Annotated in this window: 15 protein-coding genes; 5 read left to right on the top strand and 10 right to left on the bottom strand. The window is 64.0% G+C overall.

Annotation, left to right across the window (positions count from 1 at the left end; genetic code table 11):
- Positions 1 to 3 precede the first annotated feature (3 nt).
- Positions 4 to 1,044: a glycosyltransferase family 2 protein gene (locus ATO9_RS09515; protein ID WP_052418209.1), complete on the top strand. Its 1,041-nt coding sequence runs from the start codon at positions 4 to 6 to the stop codon at positions 1,042 to 1,044.
- Here ATO9_RS09515 and ATO9_RS09510 read toward each other — a convergent pair.
- The 6 genes from ATO9_RS09510 to ectA all read right to left on the bottom strand — a co-directional run bounded on the left by ATO9_RS09510 (position 1,041) and on the right by ectA (position 6,057).
- The gene (locus tag ATO9_RS09510) at positions 1,041 to 1,331 is read right to left on the bottom strand and encodes a lipid-A-disaccharide synthase N-terminal domain-containing protein (RefSeq protein WP_043747808.1); all 291 of its coding nucleotides are present in this window, start codon (positions 1,329 to 1,331) and stop codon (positions 1,041 to 1,043) included. The two genes, ATO9_RS09515 and ATO9_RS09510, sit on opposite strands and share 4 nt — an antisense overlap.
- A gap of 79 nt (positions 1,332 to 1,410) precedes the next feature.
- Complete coding sequence (locus ATO9_RS09505) at positions 1,411 to 1,959, bottom strand: pseudouridine synthase (protein WP_043747807.1); 549 nt, start codon at positions 1,957 to 1,959, stop codon at positions 1,411 to 1,413.
- Between the two features lie 338 nt (positions 1,960 to 2,297).
- Entirely contained in the window at positions 2,298 to 3,722 is a 1,425-nt protein-coding gene (locus ATO9_RS09500) for an aspartate kinase (protein WP_043747805.1), read from the bottom strand.
- An 8-nt stretch (positions 3,723 to 3,730) separates the two neighbouring features.
- The gene (locus ATO9_RS09495) at positions 3,731 to 4,129 is read right to left on the bottom strand and encodes an ectoine synthase (RefSeq protein WP_043747803.1); all 399 of its coding nucleotides are present in this window, start codon (positions 4,127 to 4,129) and stop codon (positions 3,731 to 3,733) included.
- Between the two features lie 5 nt (positions 4,130 to 4,134).
- A complete protein-coding gene (ectB, locus tag ATO9_RS09490) occupies positions 4,135 to 5,415 on the bottom strand; it encodes a diaminobutyrate--2-oxoglutarate transaminase (RefSeq protein ID WP_043747802.1) in 1,281 nt (426 codons plus the stop codon).
- 105 nt (positions 5,416 to 5,520) lie between these two features.
- A complete protein-coding gene (ectA, locus tag ATO9_RS09485; protein ID WP_043747799.1) occupies positions 5,521 to 6,057 on the bottom strand; it encodes a diaminobutyrate acetyltransferase in 537 nt (178 codons plus the stop codon).
- A gap of 264 nt (positions 6,058 to 6,321) precedes the next feature.
- Between ectA and ATO9_RS09480 the strand changes: the two genes are divergently transcribed.
- Complete coding sequence (locus tag ATO9_RS09480) at positions 6,322 to 6,828, top strand: MarR family winged helix-turn-helix transcriptional regulator (protein WP_043747797.1); 507 nt, start codon at positions 6,322 to 6,324, stop codon at positions 6,826 to 6,828.
- 159 nt (positions 6,829 to 6,987) lie between these two features.
- On the top strand, positions 6,988 to 9,192 hold the full coding sequence (locus ATO9_RS09475) for an NADP-dependent isocitrate dehydrogenase (protein ID WP_043747795.1): 2,205 nt from the start codon (positions 6,988 to 6,990) through the stop codon (positions 9,190 to 9,192).
- 302 nt (positions 9,193 to 9,494) lie between these two features.
- Here ATO9_RS09475 and ATO9_RS23445 read toward each other — a convergent pair whose 3' ends face one another.
- Positions 9,495 to 10,238: an SDR family oxidoreductase gene (locus ATO9_RS23445; protein WP_052418208.1), complete on the bottom strand. Its 744-nt coding sequence runs from the start codon at positions 10,236 to 10,238 to the stop codon at positions 9,495 to 9,497.
- Between the two features lie 122 nt (positions 10,239 to 10,360).
- On the opposite strand from ATO9_RS23445, the gene ATO9_RS09465 reads away from it, so the two are divergent.
- Positions 10,361 to 10,825, top strand: coding sequence for a DUF3237 domain-containing protein (locus tag ATO9_RS09465; protein WP_162183065.1), 465 nt, complete (start codon positions 10,361 to 10,363; stop codon positions 10,823 to 10,825).
- A gap of 67 nt (positions 10,826 to 10,892) precedes the next feature.
- Positions 10,893 to 11,624, top strand: coding sequence for a GntR family transcriptional regulator (locus ATO9_RS09460; RefSeq protein WP_081979512.1), 732 nt, complete (start codon positions 10,893 to 10,895; stop codon positions 11,622 to 11,624).
- Positions 11,625 to 11,627: 3 nt separating this feature from the next.
- On the opposite strand, the gene ATO9_RS09455 is transcribed toward ATO9_RS09460, so the two are convergent.
- Genes ATO9_RS09455 through ATO9_RS09445 form a run of 3 tightly spaced genes read right to left on the bottom strand, consistent with a single transcriptional unit; the run spans position 11,628 to position 14,559 of the window.
- Complete coding sequence (locus ATO9_RS09455; RefSeq protein ID WP_043747793.1) at positions 11,628 to 11,927, bottom strand: EthD family reductase; 300 nt, start codon at positions 11,925 to 11,927, stop codon at positions 11,628 to 11,630.
- A gap of 9 nt (positions 11,928 to 11,936) precedes the next feature.
- Complete coding sequence (locus tag ATO9_RS09450) at positions 11,937 to 13,097, bottom strand: thiolase family protein (RefSeq protein WP_043747789.1); 1,161 nt, start codon at positions 13,095 to 13,097, stop codon at positions 11,937 to 11,939.
- Position 13,098: 1 nt separating this feature from the next.
- On the bottom strand, positions 13,099 to 14,559 hold the full coding sequence (locus ATO9_RS09445; protein WP_052418205.1) for a pyruvate carboxylase: 1,461 nt from the start codon (positions 14,557 to 14,559) through the stop codon (positions 13,099 to 13,101).

The raw sequence follows: 14,559 nt of genomic DNA, 5'->3' as shown, positions 1-14,559 counted from the left end.
CACATGAACATTTCGTCGGATCTGGACAGGGCGTTGCGCGCGCGCGCAGAACGCCGCGGACCGGTCAAGACGGTGTCCATCGTCGTGCCCTTCCTGAACGAAGCGGAAACGCTGGAGGAAATGCATGCGCGGATCACCGTGGCCATGGGCGCGCTGGCGCCCCGGCACGAGGTGATCTTCGTCGATGACGGTTCCGACGATGGCGGCGACCTGGTGGTAGAGGCCCTGGCCGAGGCCGACCCGGCCGTGCGGCTGATCCGGTTCACCCGGAATTTCGGCAAGGCGGCGGCACTGTCGGCCGGCATGGCCGAAGCCCGGGGCGACGTGATCGTGACCATGGATGCCGACCTGCAGGACGACCCCAAGGAAATCCCGCGCTTCCTGGCACGGCTGGAAGAAGGCTATGACGTGGTGTCGGGCTGGAAACAGATGCGACACGACCCGCTGGGCAAGACGCTGCCGTCGAAGGTGTTCAACCGGATGACCGCCCGGATGTTCGACGTCGACCTGCATGACATCAATTGCGGCTTCAAGGCCTATACGCGGCGCGCGGCGCGGCACCTGAACCTCTATGGCGAATTGCATCGGTTCACCCCGGCGCTGTTGCATGCGGCCGGCTACCGGGTGGCCGAGATCGCCGTGGAACATCATCCGCGCCAGCACGGCGTGTCGAAATACGGGCCGCGGCGCATGATCAAGGGCCTGCTGGACATCGCCACGGTCAAGCTGGTGACGCGCTACCAGTCCCGTCCGCTGCATTTCTTTGCCATGCTGGGCCTGCCGCTGATGCTGATCGGGCTGGCCTTCATTTCCTACCTGTCGGCGCTCTGGGTGCTGGATATGGGGCCGATCGGCAATCGCCCCCTGCTGCTGATCGGGATCCTGTTCGTGATCACCGGCACGCAGGTGCTGGGCGTCGGGCTGGTGGCGGAATTGCTGCAGGCGGCAGGCCTGCGCGAGCGCGACAAATACGTGATCGACCAGACGATCGGCGGCGAACCCCTGATGCAGGATCCGGGCGAGGTGCGCGGTCGGTTGGGTTAAGCGTCGGGCTTTGCCCGCAGGCTGAGCCTGAGGTTGTAGAGCATCAGGAGCAGCGTCGCCGACATCACCGCGAAGATCGAGAACGACCCGGACCGCGCGCCCTCCAGCGCCAGCAGGGCCGAGGCCAGGGCGCGCAGCATGAAGAAGCGCGGCGACACGATCGAGCGCCCTGCCTTCCGGCTCTCCCAGGCCTGCAACAGCCAAGAGCCGAAGAAGAGCGCGCCACCGAAAAGGCCGATGATTTCCTGCCGCCACTCGATCTGAAACAGCTCTGTCAATTGATCCATCTGCTCCTCGCGGTTTTGCGCCACGCTAGCGGGCGGCGGCGCGGGCGGCAATGGAGCTGGCGTGGAAGCAGGCCGGCACTCAAGCGTCGCGCCACTGGCCAGGGGCGAGTGCGCCCAGTTGCCAGTCACCGATGCGGGTGCGGATCAGGCGCAGGGTCGGGTGGCCGACATGGGCCGTCATGCGGCGCACCTGCCGATTGCGGCCTTCGGTGATCGTCAGCTCGACCCAGCAATCGGGCACGGATTTGCGCTCCCGGATCGGCGGCGTGCGGGGCCAGAGCCAATCGGGTTCCGCCACGCGGCGCGCCTGTGCCGGGCGGGTCGGGCCATCCTTGAGCGTGACGCCTGCGGCCAGTGCCCTGAGCGCGTCGTCCGAGATTTCGCCCTCGACCTGGGCAAGGTATGTCTTGGGCGCCTTGTATTTCGGGTGGGAAATCCGGGATTGCAGTCGTCCGTCATCCGTCAGGATCATCAGCCCCTCGCTGTCGCGATCCAGCCGCCCCGCCGGGTAGACGCCAGGCAGGTCAATGAAATTCGACAGGGTCGGGCGGGGGGAGCCCTCCGTCCCGCGGTCGGTGAATTGCGACAGGACGTCGAAAGGTTTGTTAAAGAGGATCGTGCGCGCCATGGCATGCTTCTAGTCCGCTGCCGCGCCCGCGACCAGCCTTTCGCCAACAGGCGCGCCTGCGGCGCATTCGATTTCATCTTGCTCGGGCCGCAAGGGCCATGGAGGGCTCTGCCCTCCAAACCTCCCGGGATACTTGTTGGCCAGATGAAAGGGGGGCCAGATGAATAGAGGTCCAGGTGAATCAGGGCGCAGATCCCCTGCTTCATCTTGCCGGAAATACTCCGGGGTAGGCGCCGAGGCAGAGCCTCGGCGACAGGGGCAGAGCAGCCCCTTTCCGACATAAAAAGAAGGCGCACCGGTAGGCCGGTGCGCCTTCTGATGGTCGAAGCAGATCGGGGTCAGGCGACCTGCTTCAACTCATGCTTGGGCTTTTCCACGAACACCTCGTGGAGCGCCTTGATCGCTTTCTTGAGGTCGTCGCGTTCCATCACGAACTGGACGTCGACATTGCGCGGGCCTTGGGTGGCGCCGATGGCTTCCATCCCCGCGGCGGCGATGGCCTGCAGGCCACGCGTCAGCACGCTGAGGCCGCTCAGGTCGCGCCCGATCACCGAGGCCAGGGACAATGTTCGCGAGGAAATCTCGGCCGACGGGTAGAGGGCTGCGATGTCTTTCTCGACGCGCTTCATGATCTTGAGCGAGGAGTCGAGGTAGTGGGTGATCGTGTTGGCGTTCGACACCTTGGACACGATGCGCACGTCGTGGCGTTTGAGCACCTCGAGGATCGCGGCGTCGTAACCCTTCACGCCCACCATGTCCTGTTCGAACACTTCGAAGGCGATGATGTCGAGGCCGGTCACGATTTCCACCTCCGGCGTATCGGTCGGCTGATCGTCGATCAGCGTGCCCGGGTCCTCCGGCTCGAACGCGTTGGTCACGCGCAGCGGCACCTCTGCCTGGCGCAGGGTCTTGGCGGCTTTCGGGTGGATCGCCTCCATCCCCATGTTCGACAACTGGTCGGCCACGTCATAATTGGTCCGGCCCAGTTTGCGCACGGCATCCTGACCGACCAGGTTCGGGTCGGCGGAGCTGAGGTGGAATTCCTTGTGGATGATCGCTTCCTTGGCGCCGGTGAGGGCGGCCAGCTTGGAAAACGTCACCTCGGAATAACCACGGTCGAATTCGCGCATCAGGCCTTCGACGCATTGGGCATAGCCCGTGACGATGGGCATTTCGGTCATCGGGTCGACCTTGTCCATCGCGGAATTGATGCGTTCCTCGAGCGTCAGGCCGCCTTCGTCGCGCCAGCCCGACAGGTCCACGAGGCGGGCATTGACGCCAGCCCGTTGCAGCATAAGAACCGTGGCGAAGGCGGAATGCGCCTCACCCAGACCCGACAGCAATTCGCGCACCTGCAACATGTGCTCTTCCAGGCGGAAGTGGCCGTAGGTGCAGAGCCGCTGCAGGTCGATCAGCGCGTTGCGGGCATCCTCGATCCGGCCGCGGACGAAATCCGTGGCGCGTTCGATGTCGGCAGGATGTTCGAGGATCGCTTCATGCGCCTTGACCATTTCTTCGCCGACGCGGTCCAGCGCCTCGTGCCAGCCGCGTCCGGTATCGGAATGCGCGAACTGGGCGTAGACACCGGCCTCACCGGATTTCTTGTGTTCCAGCAACAGGTTGGTGATGCCACCAAAGGCTGAAACCACGAAGATGCGGCCGTATAGGTCGTCTCCTTCGCGATCGCCGATGAACAGCGTGTCGCGAAGGGTGTCGACGCGGGACATCGAGGTCCCGCCGATTTTTTCAACAGTATGGGTCATGCTTGGCCTCAGGCGTTTTCCTCGGCCGGGGCGTAGGAGCCGTCTTCCTGGTGCACTTCGGTGCCCGTGACGGGCGGGTTGAAGCAGCAGGCCATGACGAGTTCCTCGTCCGCCACCAGCGTGTGCTTGTCATGCTTGTCGAGAGCGTACATCACGCCGGGCGTGATCTCGTGCGTCTCGCCGGTGGCCAGGTCGGTGATCCGACCCTTGCCCTGCATGCAGTAGACGCTTTCGAAGTGGTTCTTGTAGTGGAACGTGTGTTCCGAACCGGCCTCGAGGAAGGTGATGTGGAAGGAAAAGCCCATCTTGTCGTCGGCCAGCAGCATCCGCACGGATGTCCAGTTGGCGTCCGAAACGACGCGGTCTTTTTCCTCTTTGACGATCTTGTTGAAGTCACGAACGATCATTGGGTTTACTCCGCGGCAATCTTGTTGGTTTCGAGGACGTCGCGCGTGGCGTCGAGCAGCAGCCCGAGGCCCTTGCGGAACGTCTCATCCTTGATGGTGAGCGCTGCCAGCACCTTGACGACCTCGTCATCGGCACCGGAGGTTTCGATGATCAGGCCCTTTTCGAAGGCGCGGGCGCAGATCTTGGAGGCCAGCTCGCCAGAGCCGACATCGACACCCTGCATCAGGCCGCGCCCCTTCAGGCGGGCACCCGGGATCAGGTCCGCGATTTCCTGCAGAGCCGTGGTCAGCACCGTCGATTTCGCTGCAAGTTCGTCCTGGAATGCATTGTCGGACCAGAATTTTTCAATCGCGACGCGGCCAGTGACGAAGGCATGGGTGTTGCCCCGGAAGGTGCCATTGTGTTCGGCCGGCTTCCAGATGTCGTGCTCCGGCTTGATCAGCAGCGCGGCGAAGGGCAGGCCGAAGCCCGACAGCGATTTCGCTTGGGTGATCATGTCCGGCTCGATCCCTGCCTTCTCGAAGGCGAAGTAGGTGCCGGTCCGGCCGCAGCCCGACTGGATGTCGTCCACGATCAGCAGCGCGCCATGTTCCTTGGCCAGCTTCGCAACGCCCTGCATCCATTCGTCGGAGGCCGCGTTCAGCCCGCCTTCGCCCTGAACGGGTTCGAAGATGAAGGCCGCCGGGGCATCAACACCGGAGGAGGAGTTGTTCAGCATCGCTTCGATGAATTGCAGCGTGTCCACGCCTTCGCCCATCGAATGTTCGTAGGGCAGGTGGGTCACGTCGCCCAGGTGGCCACCGCCAGCGCCGTTGCGCTTGCCGATGTTACCGGTCAGCGACAGCGAGCCCATGGTCATCCCATGGAAGCCGTTGGTGAACGAGATGATGTTGCGACGGCCGGTGACCTTGCGGGCCAGCTTCATCGCGGCTTCGACGGCGTTGGTGCCAGTCGGGCCGGTCATCATGATCTTGTAGTCCATGCCCCGCGGCTTGAGGATTTTCTCCTCGTACGCCGTCAGGAATGCCGCCTTGGCGTCGGTGTGCATGTCCAGACCATGGGCGATCCCGTCGGCGGTGATGTGGTCGATCAGCGCCGATTTCATGTCCGGGTCGTTATGGCCGTAGTTCAGCGACGAACAGCCGGCCAGGAAGTCGATATACGTGTTTCCGTCGGCGTCGGTCATTTCCGACCCTTGGGCTTTCACGAAGGTGGTGGGGAACGAACGGCAGTAGGAGCGTGCGGCGCTCTCGCGGCGTTCATAAATGTCAAAATCGTTGGTCATGTCTTTAGGCATTTCATAAGTCCTTTCGGGACAAAGCCTACCGGCAGCGGAAAGTTCCGCTGCAGGAGCCAATTGGTGAATTAGGGGGCGTTGTGGTGCGCGCGATCAGGCGGCCTTGCGCAGGTCTTCGTCGACCGCGGGCAGCGTGATGGTCACCATGTGCTCGGTGTCGTGTGCGCCACCGAAATGATCTTCCTCGTGGAAGTGCGGCTCGTCCGTGAGCTCGCCGCCAATGTGCTTGGCAAAGCTGCGGAAGAGACCCCAGGAGGCATCGTTGTCCTCGGTGATGGTCGTCTTCAACGCCTCGGCGCCGTCGCAGGCGTCGCGCTCCAGCAGGTGGACCAGCATCTTGCGGCCCAGGCCCAGCCCACGTGCCTTGGGGCTGACGGCGACCTGCCAGACGAAGAACGCATCTTCGTTGGGGATCATGTGGCCAGAAATCCAGCCGACGATTTCACCATCCAGTTCAGCCACCACGCAGGTGTCGCGGAAGTGATCCGCCTGGATGAGATTGCAGTACATGGAGTTCTCGTCCAGCGGCTTGCAGTCGCGGATGAGCTCCCAGATTTCGGCCCCATCCGTCGCTTCTGGTTTGCGCAGGAGGGGCTTGCGAGTTCGTGTCTGCTCTAGATCTTTCGGCATTTCAATCTGACCCTTGTTATTTCCTTCGAGTGACAAACTAGTTGGGGTGCGGAAAAGTTTCAACCTTTGAAGTAAAATTTTGGGCCTTTCCGGCAGAAAATCGTGGGTATGGCGGCTAAACCCCTTGTTTTTAGGGGATTGGTGGCCATTTAAAAGGTTCGAAAGGTAAAGTAGTAGTGTTGTCGCACCGCTTTATGCTTCGCGACCCTAAAGGAAGTACTTTGGGAGTTGAACCGATCAGACGGGAATGAGATAATTTCTGCCATGAGCGAAATCGAACCAGACCGCGTTGACGAAAGCCTTATTGCCCTGCGCCGCATCCTGCGCGCAACAGAGCAGTACGAGCGCGACCTGGCCTCTGCGGCCGGATTGTCGCCCGCGCAGCTGCGCGTGCTTCAGATTCTGGCCAGCAAGCCCGACACCACCGCCACGCCCAAGGCACTGGCGCAGCAGATGGGTGTCAGCCAGGCCACCGTCACCTCGGTCGTCGACAAGCTCGTGTCGCGGGGCCATGTCCGGCGCACCCCGTCGGAAACCGACCGGCGCCAGACCAACATCATCCTGACAGTCACCGGCCGCGGATCGCTGGAAGAGGCGCCCGACGCTCTGCAGCAGCGCTATGTCCGGGAATTCGTCAAGCTTGCCGATTGGGAGCAGGCGCAACTCGTTTCGTCACTGGAACGGGTCGCCGCGATGATGGACGCCCACAAGATCGACGCCTCACCCGTTTTGACGGTGGGGGAGATCGACGGGGCCGGAAAGCGCAAGTAGCGTCCCACAGCCGGCCCCGATCAGGGGCGCATTTTCAGGCAGGCAGACGCCGGGCCCGAGGCGGTTTCGGCTGATAAACCGTCGCAGCCGTGACAGGGCGGTGGACGTTTGCGCCCTTGTGAGATAAGCGTGCGGCGGCTCAACAAAGGCTTGGAAATCATGGCTGACAGCAAAACCCCCGATATTGTGTATACAAAGGTAGACGAAGCGCCGGAGCTCGCATCGGCCTCTCTGCTTCCGATCATTCAGACCTTCGCCGCCGCCGCGGGCGTGTCGGTCGGCACCAAGGATATCTCCCTGGCCGGTCGTATCATCTCGACCTTCCCGGAGGCCCTGACCGAAGACCAGCGCATCACCGACGACTTGGCCGTGCTGGGCGAACTGGTGAAGACGCCCGAAGCCAACGTCATCAAGCTGCCCAACATCTCCGCTTCCGTCCCGCAGCTGGTCGCGGCGGTGAAGGAATTGCAGGCGCAGGGATACGCGCTGCCCGATTATCCCTACGAGCCTGAAACCGAAGAAGAAAAGGCCGTCCGCGCCAAGTACGACACGATCAAGGGTTCCGCCGTGAACCCGGTCCTGCGCGAAGGCAACTCGGATCGCCGTGCCGCCATCGCGGTGAAGAAATACGCCCAGTCCAACCCGCACCGCATGGGCGAGTGGACCGCCGACAGCAAGACCCGCGTGGCGTCGATGTCGTCGGGCGATTTCTCCTCCAACGAGGTGTCCGCGACGCTGGACAAGGCCGCGACCGCCAAGATCGTCCTGGAAACCGCAGGTGGCGAGATCGTCCTGAAAGAGGGCGTGTCCTACCCCGAGGGCACCGTGGTCGACGCGACCTACATGTCCGCCAAGGCGCTGGACGCTTTCCTGGCCGAGGAAATCGAGAAGACCAAGGAAGAGGGCGTTCTGTTCTCGCTGCACATGAAGGCCACGATGATGAAGGTTTCGGACCCGATCATCTTCGGTCACGCGGTCAAGCAGTGGCTCAAGCCGGTCTTCGACAAGTACGGCGACAAGATGGAAGAGCTGGGCGTCGATCCCAATGGCGGCATGGGCTCTCTGCTGGACAAGGTGTCGGGCGAGCCCGAGATCATGGCCGCGATCGAGGAAGTGCGCGAGATGCGCCCGCCGATGTACATGGTGAATTCCGACAAGGGCATCACCAACCTGCACGTGCCCTCCGACGTGATCATCGACGCCTCCATGCCGGCGCTGATCCGCGACGGGGGCAAGGGCTGGGGCCCGGACAACAAGCAGCACGACACGAACTGCGTGATCCCCGACAATTCCTACGCGCCGGTCTATGACGAGACGATCAAGTTCTTCAAAAAGAACGGGAAACTCGACCCGGCGACCGCAGGCACGGTGCAGAATATCGGCCTGATGGCACAGAAGGCCGAGGAATACGGATCGCATCCGACGACCTTCGAGATCCCCGAAGGTGGCACCGTCAAGATGATCCTCGACGACGGCACCGTGCTGCACGAGCACAAGGTGGAGAAGGGCGATATCTGGCGCTCGGCCTCGGCCCGCAAGGCGCCGATCGAAGACTGGGTGAACCTGGCCATCGAACGTCAGAAGGCCGAAGGCTGCGAGGCGATCTTCTGGCTGGACGAGGACCGCGCCCATGACGCGGAGCTGATCAAGTACGTGAAGCCGATCCTCGAAGCCAAGGGTGTCGCGGACAAGTTCGCCATCATGTCGCCCGCCAAGGCGACCGTGAAGACGCTGGAGACGATCACCAAGGGCGAGAACTCCATCGCGATCACCGGGAACGTGCTGCGCGACTACCTGACCGACCTGTTCCCGATCCTGGAACTGGCGACCTCGGCCAAGATGCTGTCCATCGTCAAGCTGATGAATGGCGGCGGTCTGTTCGAAACCGGGGCCGGTGGATCGGCACCGAAACACGTGCAGCAGCTGCAGGAAGAGAACCACCTTCGGTGGGATTCTCTGGGCGAATTCTGTGCCTTGGGCGAAAGCCTGAAGTTCCTAGCCGATGCCCGGAGCAACGAAAAGGCACGGGTGCTGGGCGAGGGCGTGGACGTCGCCACCCAGGGCATCCTGGACCACAACCGGTCGCCCTCGCGCAAGGTGGGTGAGCCGGACAACCGCGACAGCCATTACTGGTTCGCCCGCTATTGGGCGGAAGCGCTGGCCGCACAATCCAAGGACACCGAGATCGCCGCGCATTTTGCGCCTATTGCCAAGGCCTTGGCCGAAGGCGAAGCGGCCATCGTGGGTGAGCTGGCAGCGGCACAGGGTTCGGCTGCGGACCTGGGTGGCTACTACCATACCGACCCGGAAAAAACCGCATCCGTGATGCGCCCGTCCGAGACTTTGAACAAGATCATCGGCTGATTTTCCAGCCCGACGAAAACAGCCCCGCCGCGTTCCGCGCGGCGGGGTTTTTCGTGTCCGGAAGACAGGAGCGGGGCGCAGGCCGACCACCCCGGCGCGGGTTCGTTACCCCACCGAACGGCACGTCGGTATCACGTCGGTATCCGGTCGGTATTGCGTCGGTGCGGATGACCGCCCTCTTGGGCCGCCGGACGGGCATCTGATGCGGCGCTTTCGCCCGGAGCCAGGACCCGACGCGGCCAGACCCGACAGGGCCAGATCCGACGGGGCCAGATCCGACGGGGCCGAGGCCCCGCCGTGCGTCACGCGGCGAGGTTGGCGCCGCCGTTCACGTAGATCACCTGGCCGGTGATGAACTGCGCGGCGGGGGAGGCGAGGAAGCGGATCAGCTCGCAATAATCGTCCGGGGCGACGGCACGGCCGGAGGGGTTGTCGCGGGCCGCGTGCTCCATCAGCGATGTGGTGGTGTCCTCACCGAAGATGGTGCGCACCGCCTCGGTCCCGACGATGGAGGGGGCGACGGAATTGACGCGGATGCCGCGCGGGGCAAGTTCGGTCGCCATGTAGCGGATCAGCGCCTCGGTCGCGGCCTTGCCGACGCCGATGGCGGCGTAGTTCGGCACGACGATCCGGCCGCCGCGACTGGAGAAGAAGAACACGGTCGATCCGCTGTCGAGCAGGGCATCGAAGGCCTGCACCAGGAAAAGGAGCGAGATGCCGTTGGTAGTCACCGCCTTGGTGAACCGGTCGGGCGCTGCGTCGAGCGTGGGGGTCGCGTAGGCATCGACGGCGCAATGGACCAGCATTTCGGCGCGTTCGCCGGCATCGCTGACCGCGCGGGCCAGGTCGGCGCAGCCCTCGGGCGTGCCCGCATCGGCCTGCACGACGATGGCTGTGGCCCCGGCTTTTTCGATCTCGGCGGCGGTGGCCTGGGCGGCCGCGCTGTCGGAATGGTAGTTGACGACGACGGTCTTGCCCGGCGCGCTGAAGGCGAGGGCGACATCGCGTCCGATCCCCTTGGTTCCGCCGGTGATGATGATGGCCATTGCTGTCTCCTCCTCTGGTGAGGGGAAAGTCTAGCAAGACAAAATTGTAGTGCAATATTGTTCTTCATATATTTGCGGTTTGCTTTATACTGGAGGTTGAAATCATGGACCGGGAGGTGAACGTGGAAGATTGGACGGTGCCCAGAACCCGCCCGCTGGCGGTTCTGACGGCCAAGCTGGGACCGGCGCAGAAACTGGGTGACACGCCGCAGGGCAACCGCAAGATCGTGCCGGTGATCGGCGGCGACATGCGGGGACGGATCAATGCCGATGTGCTGCCCTTCGGCGGCGACTGGGCGCTGACCCGGGCCGACGGGGTGCTGGAGCTGGATGTGCGCCTGACCCTCGAAACGGAGGACGGCGCGCAGATCCACATGACCTATGCGGGCATGCGCCACGGGTCGGACGAGGATATCGCCGCCCTGGCCGAGGGGCGGGAGGTGCCGCCGGAGCGGCTGTATTTCCGCATCCTGCCACGGTTCGAGACGGCGCATCCGGATTGGACCTGGCTGAACCGCCTAATGTGCGTGGGTATCGGAGAGCGGCTGGCCGAGGGCCCTCGCTACCATATCCACGAGATCTTGTGATAGACTTTCAACGGGGCCACCGTGACAGGCAGGTGGTCTGTGCGATAACGGTGTTTGGGATTAATATATGAAGAAACCGTCTTCCAGGACTGTGACCGAGGCCAAGATCGTGACCAAGAGTTCACCGGACATCGTGTTCGACGCCATCATCACCGCCATTCAGAACAGCACGCTGGTGCCGGGCCAGCGCCTGGTCGAGGCCGACCTGACCGAAAGCCTGGGCGTCAGCCGTGGCCCGGTCCGCGAGGCGCTGAAACGCCTGGCGGCCGAAGGGATCGTGACGCTGAACCAGAACCGCGGCGCCTTCGTCCGCGCGCTGGACCGCAAGGATGCGCAGGACCTGTTGCAGGTGCTGGAAGTGACCTGCGGGCTGGGGGCGAACCTGGCGGCGCGGCAGGTGTCCAAGGGCTACATGCGCGAGGAATTCGACGCGGTCAGCGAAGAGTTGTTGGCGCATGAGGATCGGGGGGATTCCCGCAGCTTCATCGAGGCGCGGCGCAAGTTCTACGACATCCTGTTCCGGGCCTCGGGCAATGACGAGCTGCACCGGATCATCCCGCTGATGCAGATCCACCTGCTGCGGCTGCAATTCCAGACGCTGATGTCGGAACCCGACCGCAGCAAGCAGTTCGACGAATACCGGGCGGTGATCGCGGCGATCAAGGCAGGGCAGTTCATCCGCGCCGACCGCCTGATGCGCATCCATATCTGGCGGTCGCGGCTGTCGATTTCGCGGCTGGACGACAATGCGTTCCAGGCCGGCGTGGACCGGATGGTGCGACCGCTGGCGGCGGGCTGAGGATCAGCCCGCGCGCAGCGTTCCCGTCAGGATCAAGGGTGTCACCGAGGTGAAGTTCGGGATGTCGTCCTGCGTGGTCTTGCCATGCAGCGCCAGCGCCTTTCCGGCGGTTTCGGCATCGGCAAAGCGCAGCTCGGCGATCAGTTGAAACGGCGCGTCGGGGGCGTCCTCGGTCGGTTGCCAATAGGCCATTTCGCTCATCCCTTCGGGGGTGAGCAGCCGGTCGACCAGGGGCAGGTGGCTCTGCCGGTAATAGTCGAGGTCGAAATTGCCCTTGGGGTAGAGCACGGATACGATGTACATCGCGGCCTCCTATACGCGTTCGATCAGGGTGGCATTGGCCATGCCGCCGCTTTCACACATGGTCTGAAGCCCGTAACGGCCTGCGCCGTCCTCGAGTGCTGCGACGAGGTTGGCCATGAGGCGCATCCCCGACGCTCCGACCGGGTGGCCAAGCGCGATGGCGCCGCCATAGCGGTTCACGCGGTCCGGGTCGGCACCGGTTTCGGCCTGCCAGGCCAGCACGACCGACGCGAAGGCCTCGTTCACCTCGAAGGCGGCGATGTCGTCGATGGTCAGCCCCTTGCGGGCCAGCAATTTCGCGGTGGCGGGGATCGGGCCTGTCAGCATCATCACCGGATCGTCACCCACGGTGGCAAAGCCCGCAAAGGCGGCACGCGGTGTCAGGCCGAGCTTGAGCGCGAGGCTTTCCTCCATGATCAGGGCGGCGCCTGCGCCGTCGGTGACCTGGCTGGAATTGCCCGCGGTGACGGACCAGTTGATCTGCGGGAAGCGGTCGTGCAGGGCGTCGTCCTGGAAGGCGATGCGCAGGCCGCCGAGGGCGTCCAGCGTCGAGGACGGGCGCAGACCCTCGTCGGCGGTGACGCCGTCGATGTCGATGACATCCGCGCCGATCCGGTCGCGGGCGGCATCGGCCAGCTGGTGGGAGCGCAGGGCGAAGCGGTCCATCGCGTCGCGGTCGAGGCCCCACTTGGCGGCGATCAGCTCGGCCGAGATGCCCTGGTGGACCAGCCCATCGGGATAGCGGGCGTGGAACATGGGGCCCATGTTGTCCTTGCCCATGCGGTTCGATTTCATCGACACGCGGCTCATCATCTCGACACCGCCGGCGATCACGACGTCATAGGCGCCCGCGATGACGCCCTGGGCGGCGAAATCCATCGCCTGCTGGGCCGAGCCGCATTTGCGGTCCAGCGTGACCGAGGGCACGGTTTCGGGCAGGCCGGCGGCCAGCACGGCCTGGCGGCCGATATTGGCCGCCTGTTCGCCGACCTGGATGACGCAGCCGGTGATCACGTCCTCGACCAGGTCCGGGTCGATGCCGGTGCGGGCCAGCAGTGCCTGCAGCGTGCGGGCATAGAGGTCCACCGGGTGCAGGTGAGAGAGCGCGCCCCCCTCGCGGCCTTTGCCGAAGGGGGTCCGCAGGATATCGACGATGACGGCGCGGCGCATGTCAGGCCCCGCCACGCAGGGTCAGGTCGAGCTGGCTGCTCTGGATCTGGACGAGCGGCAGGTTGGCCACTTTCAGCAGCTTGCGCACCTGGTCCAGTTCCGGGCTGGAGAGCAGCGGGTAGGTCGTCTTGACCGGCCCGGCGGCGCGCATCTTGTCCAGTGCAGGGCCGGGAACCAGGGCGCGCAGGATCAGCTCGTCCGGGTCGGTGGTGCCGTATTGCTTTTGCAGATCCTCGATGGAGGGCTGTTCGGGCGGGGCGGCCAGGACCTCTTTCGCGCGGGAGGAGGTCATGATCTGGTCAAGCACGTTGTCGTCGATCGGCGCGACGGTTTCGCCGTAATAGCCGGCGGCGTACTGGATCACCTCGTCGGGGATGACGGAGTAGCGCTTGCCGGTGACGATGTTGAGCACCGCGAGCGTGCCCACCAGCTGGGAGAACGGCGTCGCCATGCCGGGATAGCCCAGTTCGCGCCGCACCTTGGCGGTTTCCTCGAGCACGTCATCCAGGCGGTCGGTCATTTTGTGCTGAGCCAGCTGCGCCTTGAGCGTGCCGGTCATGCCGCCGGGGATCTGGTGATGCACGGCCAGCACGTCGTATTCGTTGAACTGGTCCACCAGGAAGCCCGCCGCCTTGCCGACGGCGCGGAAGTGCTCCTCGACCGGTTTGAAGAGCGTCTTGTCGAGGTTGTGGGTGTGGCCCAGGATCTCGAGGTTCTTGACCACGCTTTCCGTCGACGGCACCGAGGGGCCGTTGGCCATGGAGCGCGAGGCGGTGTGCAGGATCGTGACGCCCAGGTCCACCGCGTCCAGGTAGGCCTTGCCGGACTGGCCGAGGATGTTGTTGGCGTGAAACTCGATCGGCTTGTCGCCGATCTTGGCGCGGATCGCGGGGATCAGGGTCTGAAGCCGCTCTTTTTCCAGCACGCCGGCAGTATCATAAAGCAGGATCGTGTCGATATCCGGAGAGGCGGCCATCTGCCCGGCCTTTTCAGCAAAGTAATCGTCGGTATGGACCGGCGATTGCACGTACATGATCGATCCGGCGACCTCGGACCCGTATTCCTTGGCCACCTTGGCGAGGCGGTGCATCTTGTCGATGTTGTAGAGCACGTCGTAGATCCAGAAGGACCGGATGCCGTGTTCGTTCAGCTGCCGCATCCACAGGTCCATCAGCGCATCCGGCGTCACCCCGAAGGTGACGGAGGCGTTGGAGCGCATGCCGCCCCGCAGCCGCGTGCGCGGCATGGAATTGACCAGCAGGTCGAGCCCTTCCCAGGGGTTTTCCTGGGCGTGCTTGATCAGCACCTCCATCAGCGACGACCCGGCCAGGTCGATCACCCGGAACCCGGTCCGGTCGATGAGGGGGGAGACCGGCAAGGCCATGCCGGCCTGCATTCTCATGCCCCAGAGGCTTTGCTGGCCGTCGCGCATGGTCTCGTCGAGGAATTCAACATGGGCCAT

This window comes from Pseudooceanicola atlanticus (assembly GCF_000768315.1).
Lineage (GTDB): Bacteria > Pseudomonadota > Alphaproteobacteria > Rhodobacterales > Rhodobacteraceae > Pseudooceanicola > Pseudooceanicola atlanticus.
This window is presented reverse-complemented; position numbering and strand designations above follow the sequence as displayed.

Coding starts and splice junctions, on each gene's coding strand:
- ATO9_RS09515 (WP_052418209.1), top strand. CDS start 4: ATGAACATTTCGTCGGATCTGGACAGGGCGTTGCGCGCGCGCGCAGAA.
- ATO9_RS09510 (WP_043747808.1), bottom strand. CDS start 1,331: ATGGATCAATTGACAGAGCTGTTTCAGATCGAGTGGCGGCAGGAAATC.
- ATO9_RS09505 (WP_043747807.1), bottom strand. CDS start 1,959: ATGGCGCGCACGATCCTCTTTAACAAACCTTTCGACGTCCTGTCGCAA.
- ATO9_RS09500 (WP_043747805.1), bottom strand. CDS start 3,722: ATGACCCATACTGTTGAAAAAATCGGCGGGACCTCGATGTCCCGCGTC.
- ATO9_RS09495 (WP_043747803.1), bottom strand. CDS start 4,129: ATGATCGTTCGTGACTTCAACAAGATCGTCAAAGAGGAAAAAGACCGC.
- ectB (WP_043747802.1), bottom strand. CDS start 5,415: ATGACCAACGATTTTGACATTTATGAACGCCGCGAGAGCGCCGCACGC.
- ectA (WP_043747799.1), bottom strand. CDS start 6,057: ATGCCGAAAGATCTAGAGCAGACACGAACTCGCAAGCCCCTCCTGCGC.
- ATO9_RS09480 (WP_043747797.1), top strand. CDS start 6,322: ATGAGCGAAATCGAACCAGACCGCGTTGACGAAAGCCTTATTGCCCTG.
- ATO9_RS09475 (WP_043747795.1), top strand. CDS start 6,988: ATGGCTGACAGCAAAACCCCCGATATTGTGTATACAAAGGTAGACGAA.
- ATO9_RS23445 (WP_052418208.1), bottom strand. CDS start 10,238: ATGGCCATCATCATCACCGGCGGAACCAAGGGGATCGGACGCGATGTC.
- ATO9_RS09460 (WP_081979512.1), top strand. CDS start 10,893: ATGAAGAAACCGTCTTCCAGGACTGTGACCGAGGCCAAGATCGTGACC.
- ATO9_RS09455 (WP_043747793.1), bottom strand. CDS start 11,927: ATGTACATCGTATCCGTGCTCTACCCCAAGGGCAATTTCGACCTCGAC.
- ATO9_RS09450 (WP_043747789.1), bottom strand. CDS start 13,097: ATGCGCCGCGCCGTCATCGTCGATATCCTGCGGACCCCCTTCGGCAAA.
- ATO9_RS09445 (WP_052418205.1), bottom strand. CDS start 14,559: ATGGCCCATGTTGAATTCCTCGACGAGACCATGCGCGACGGCCAGCAA.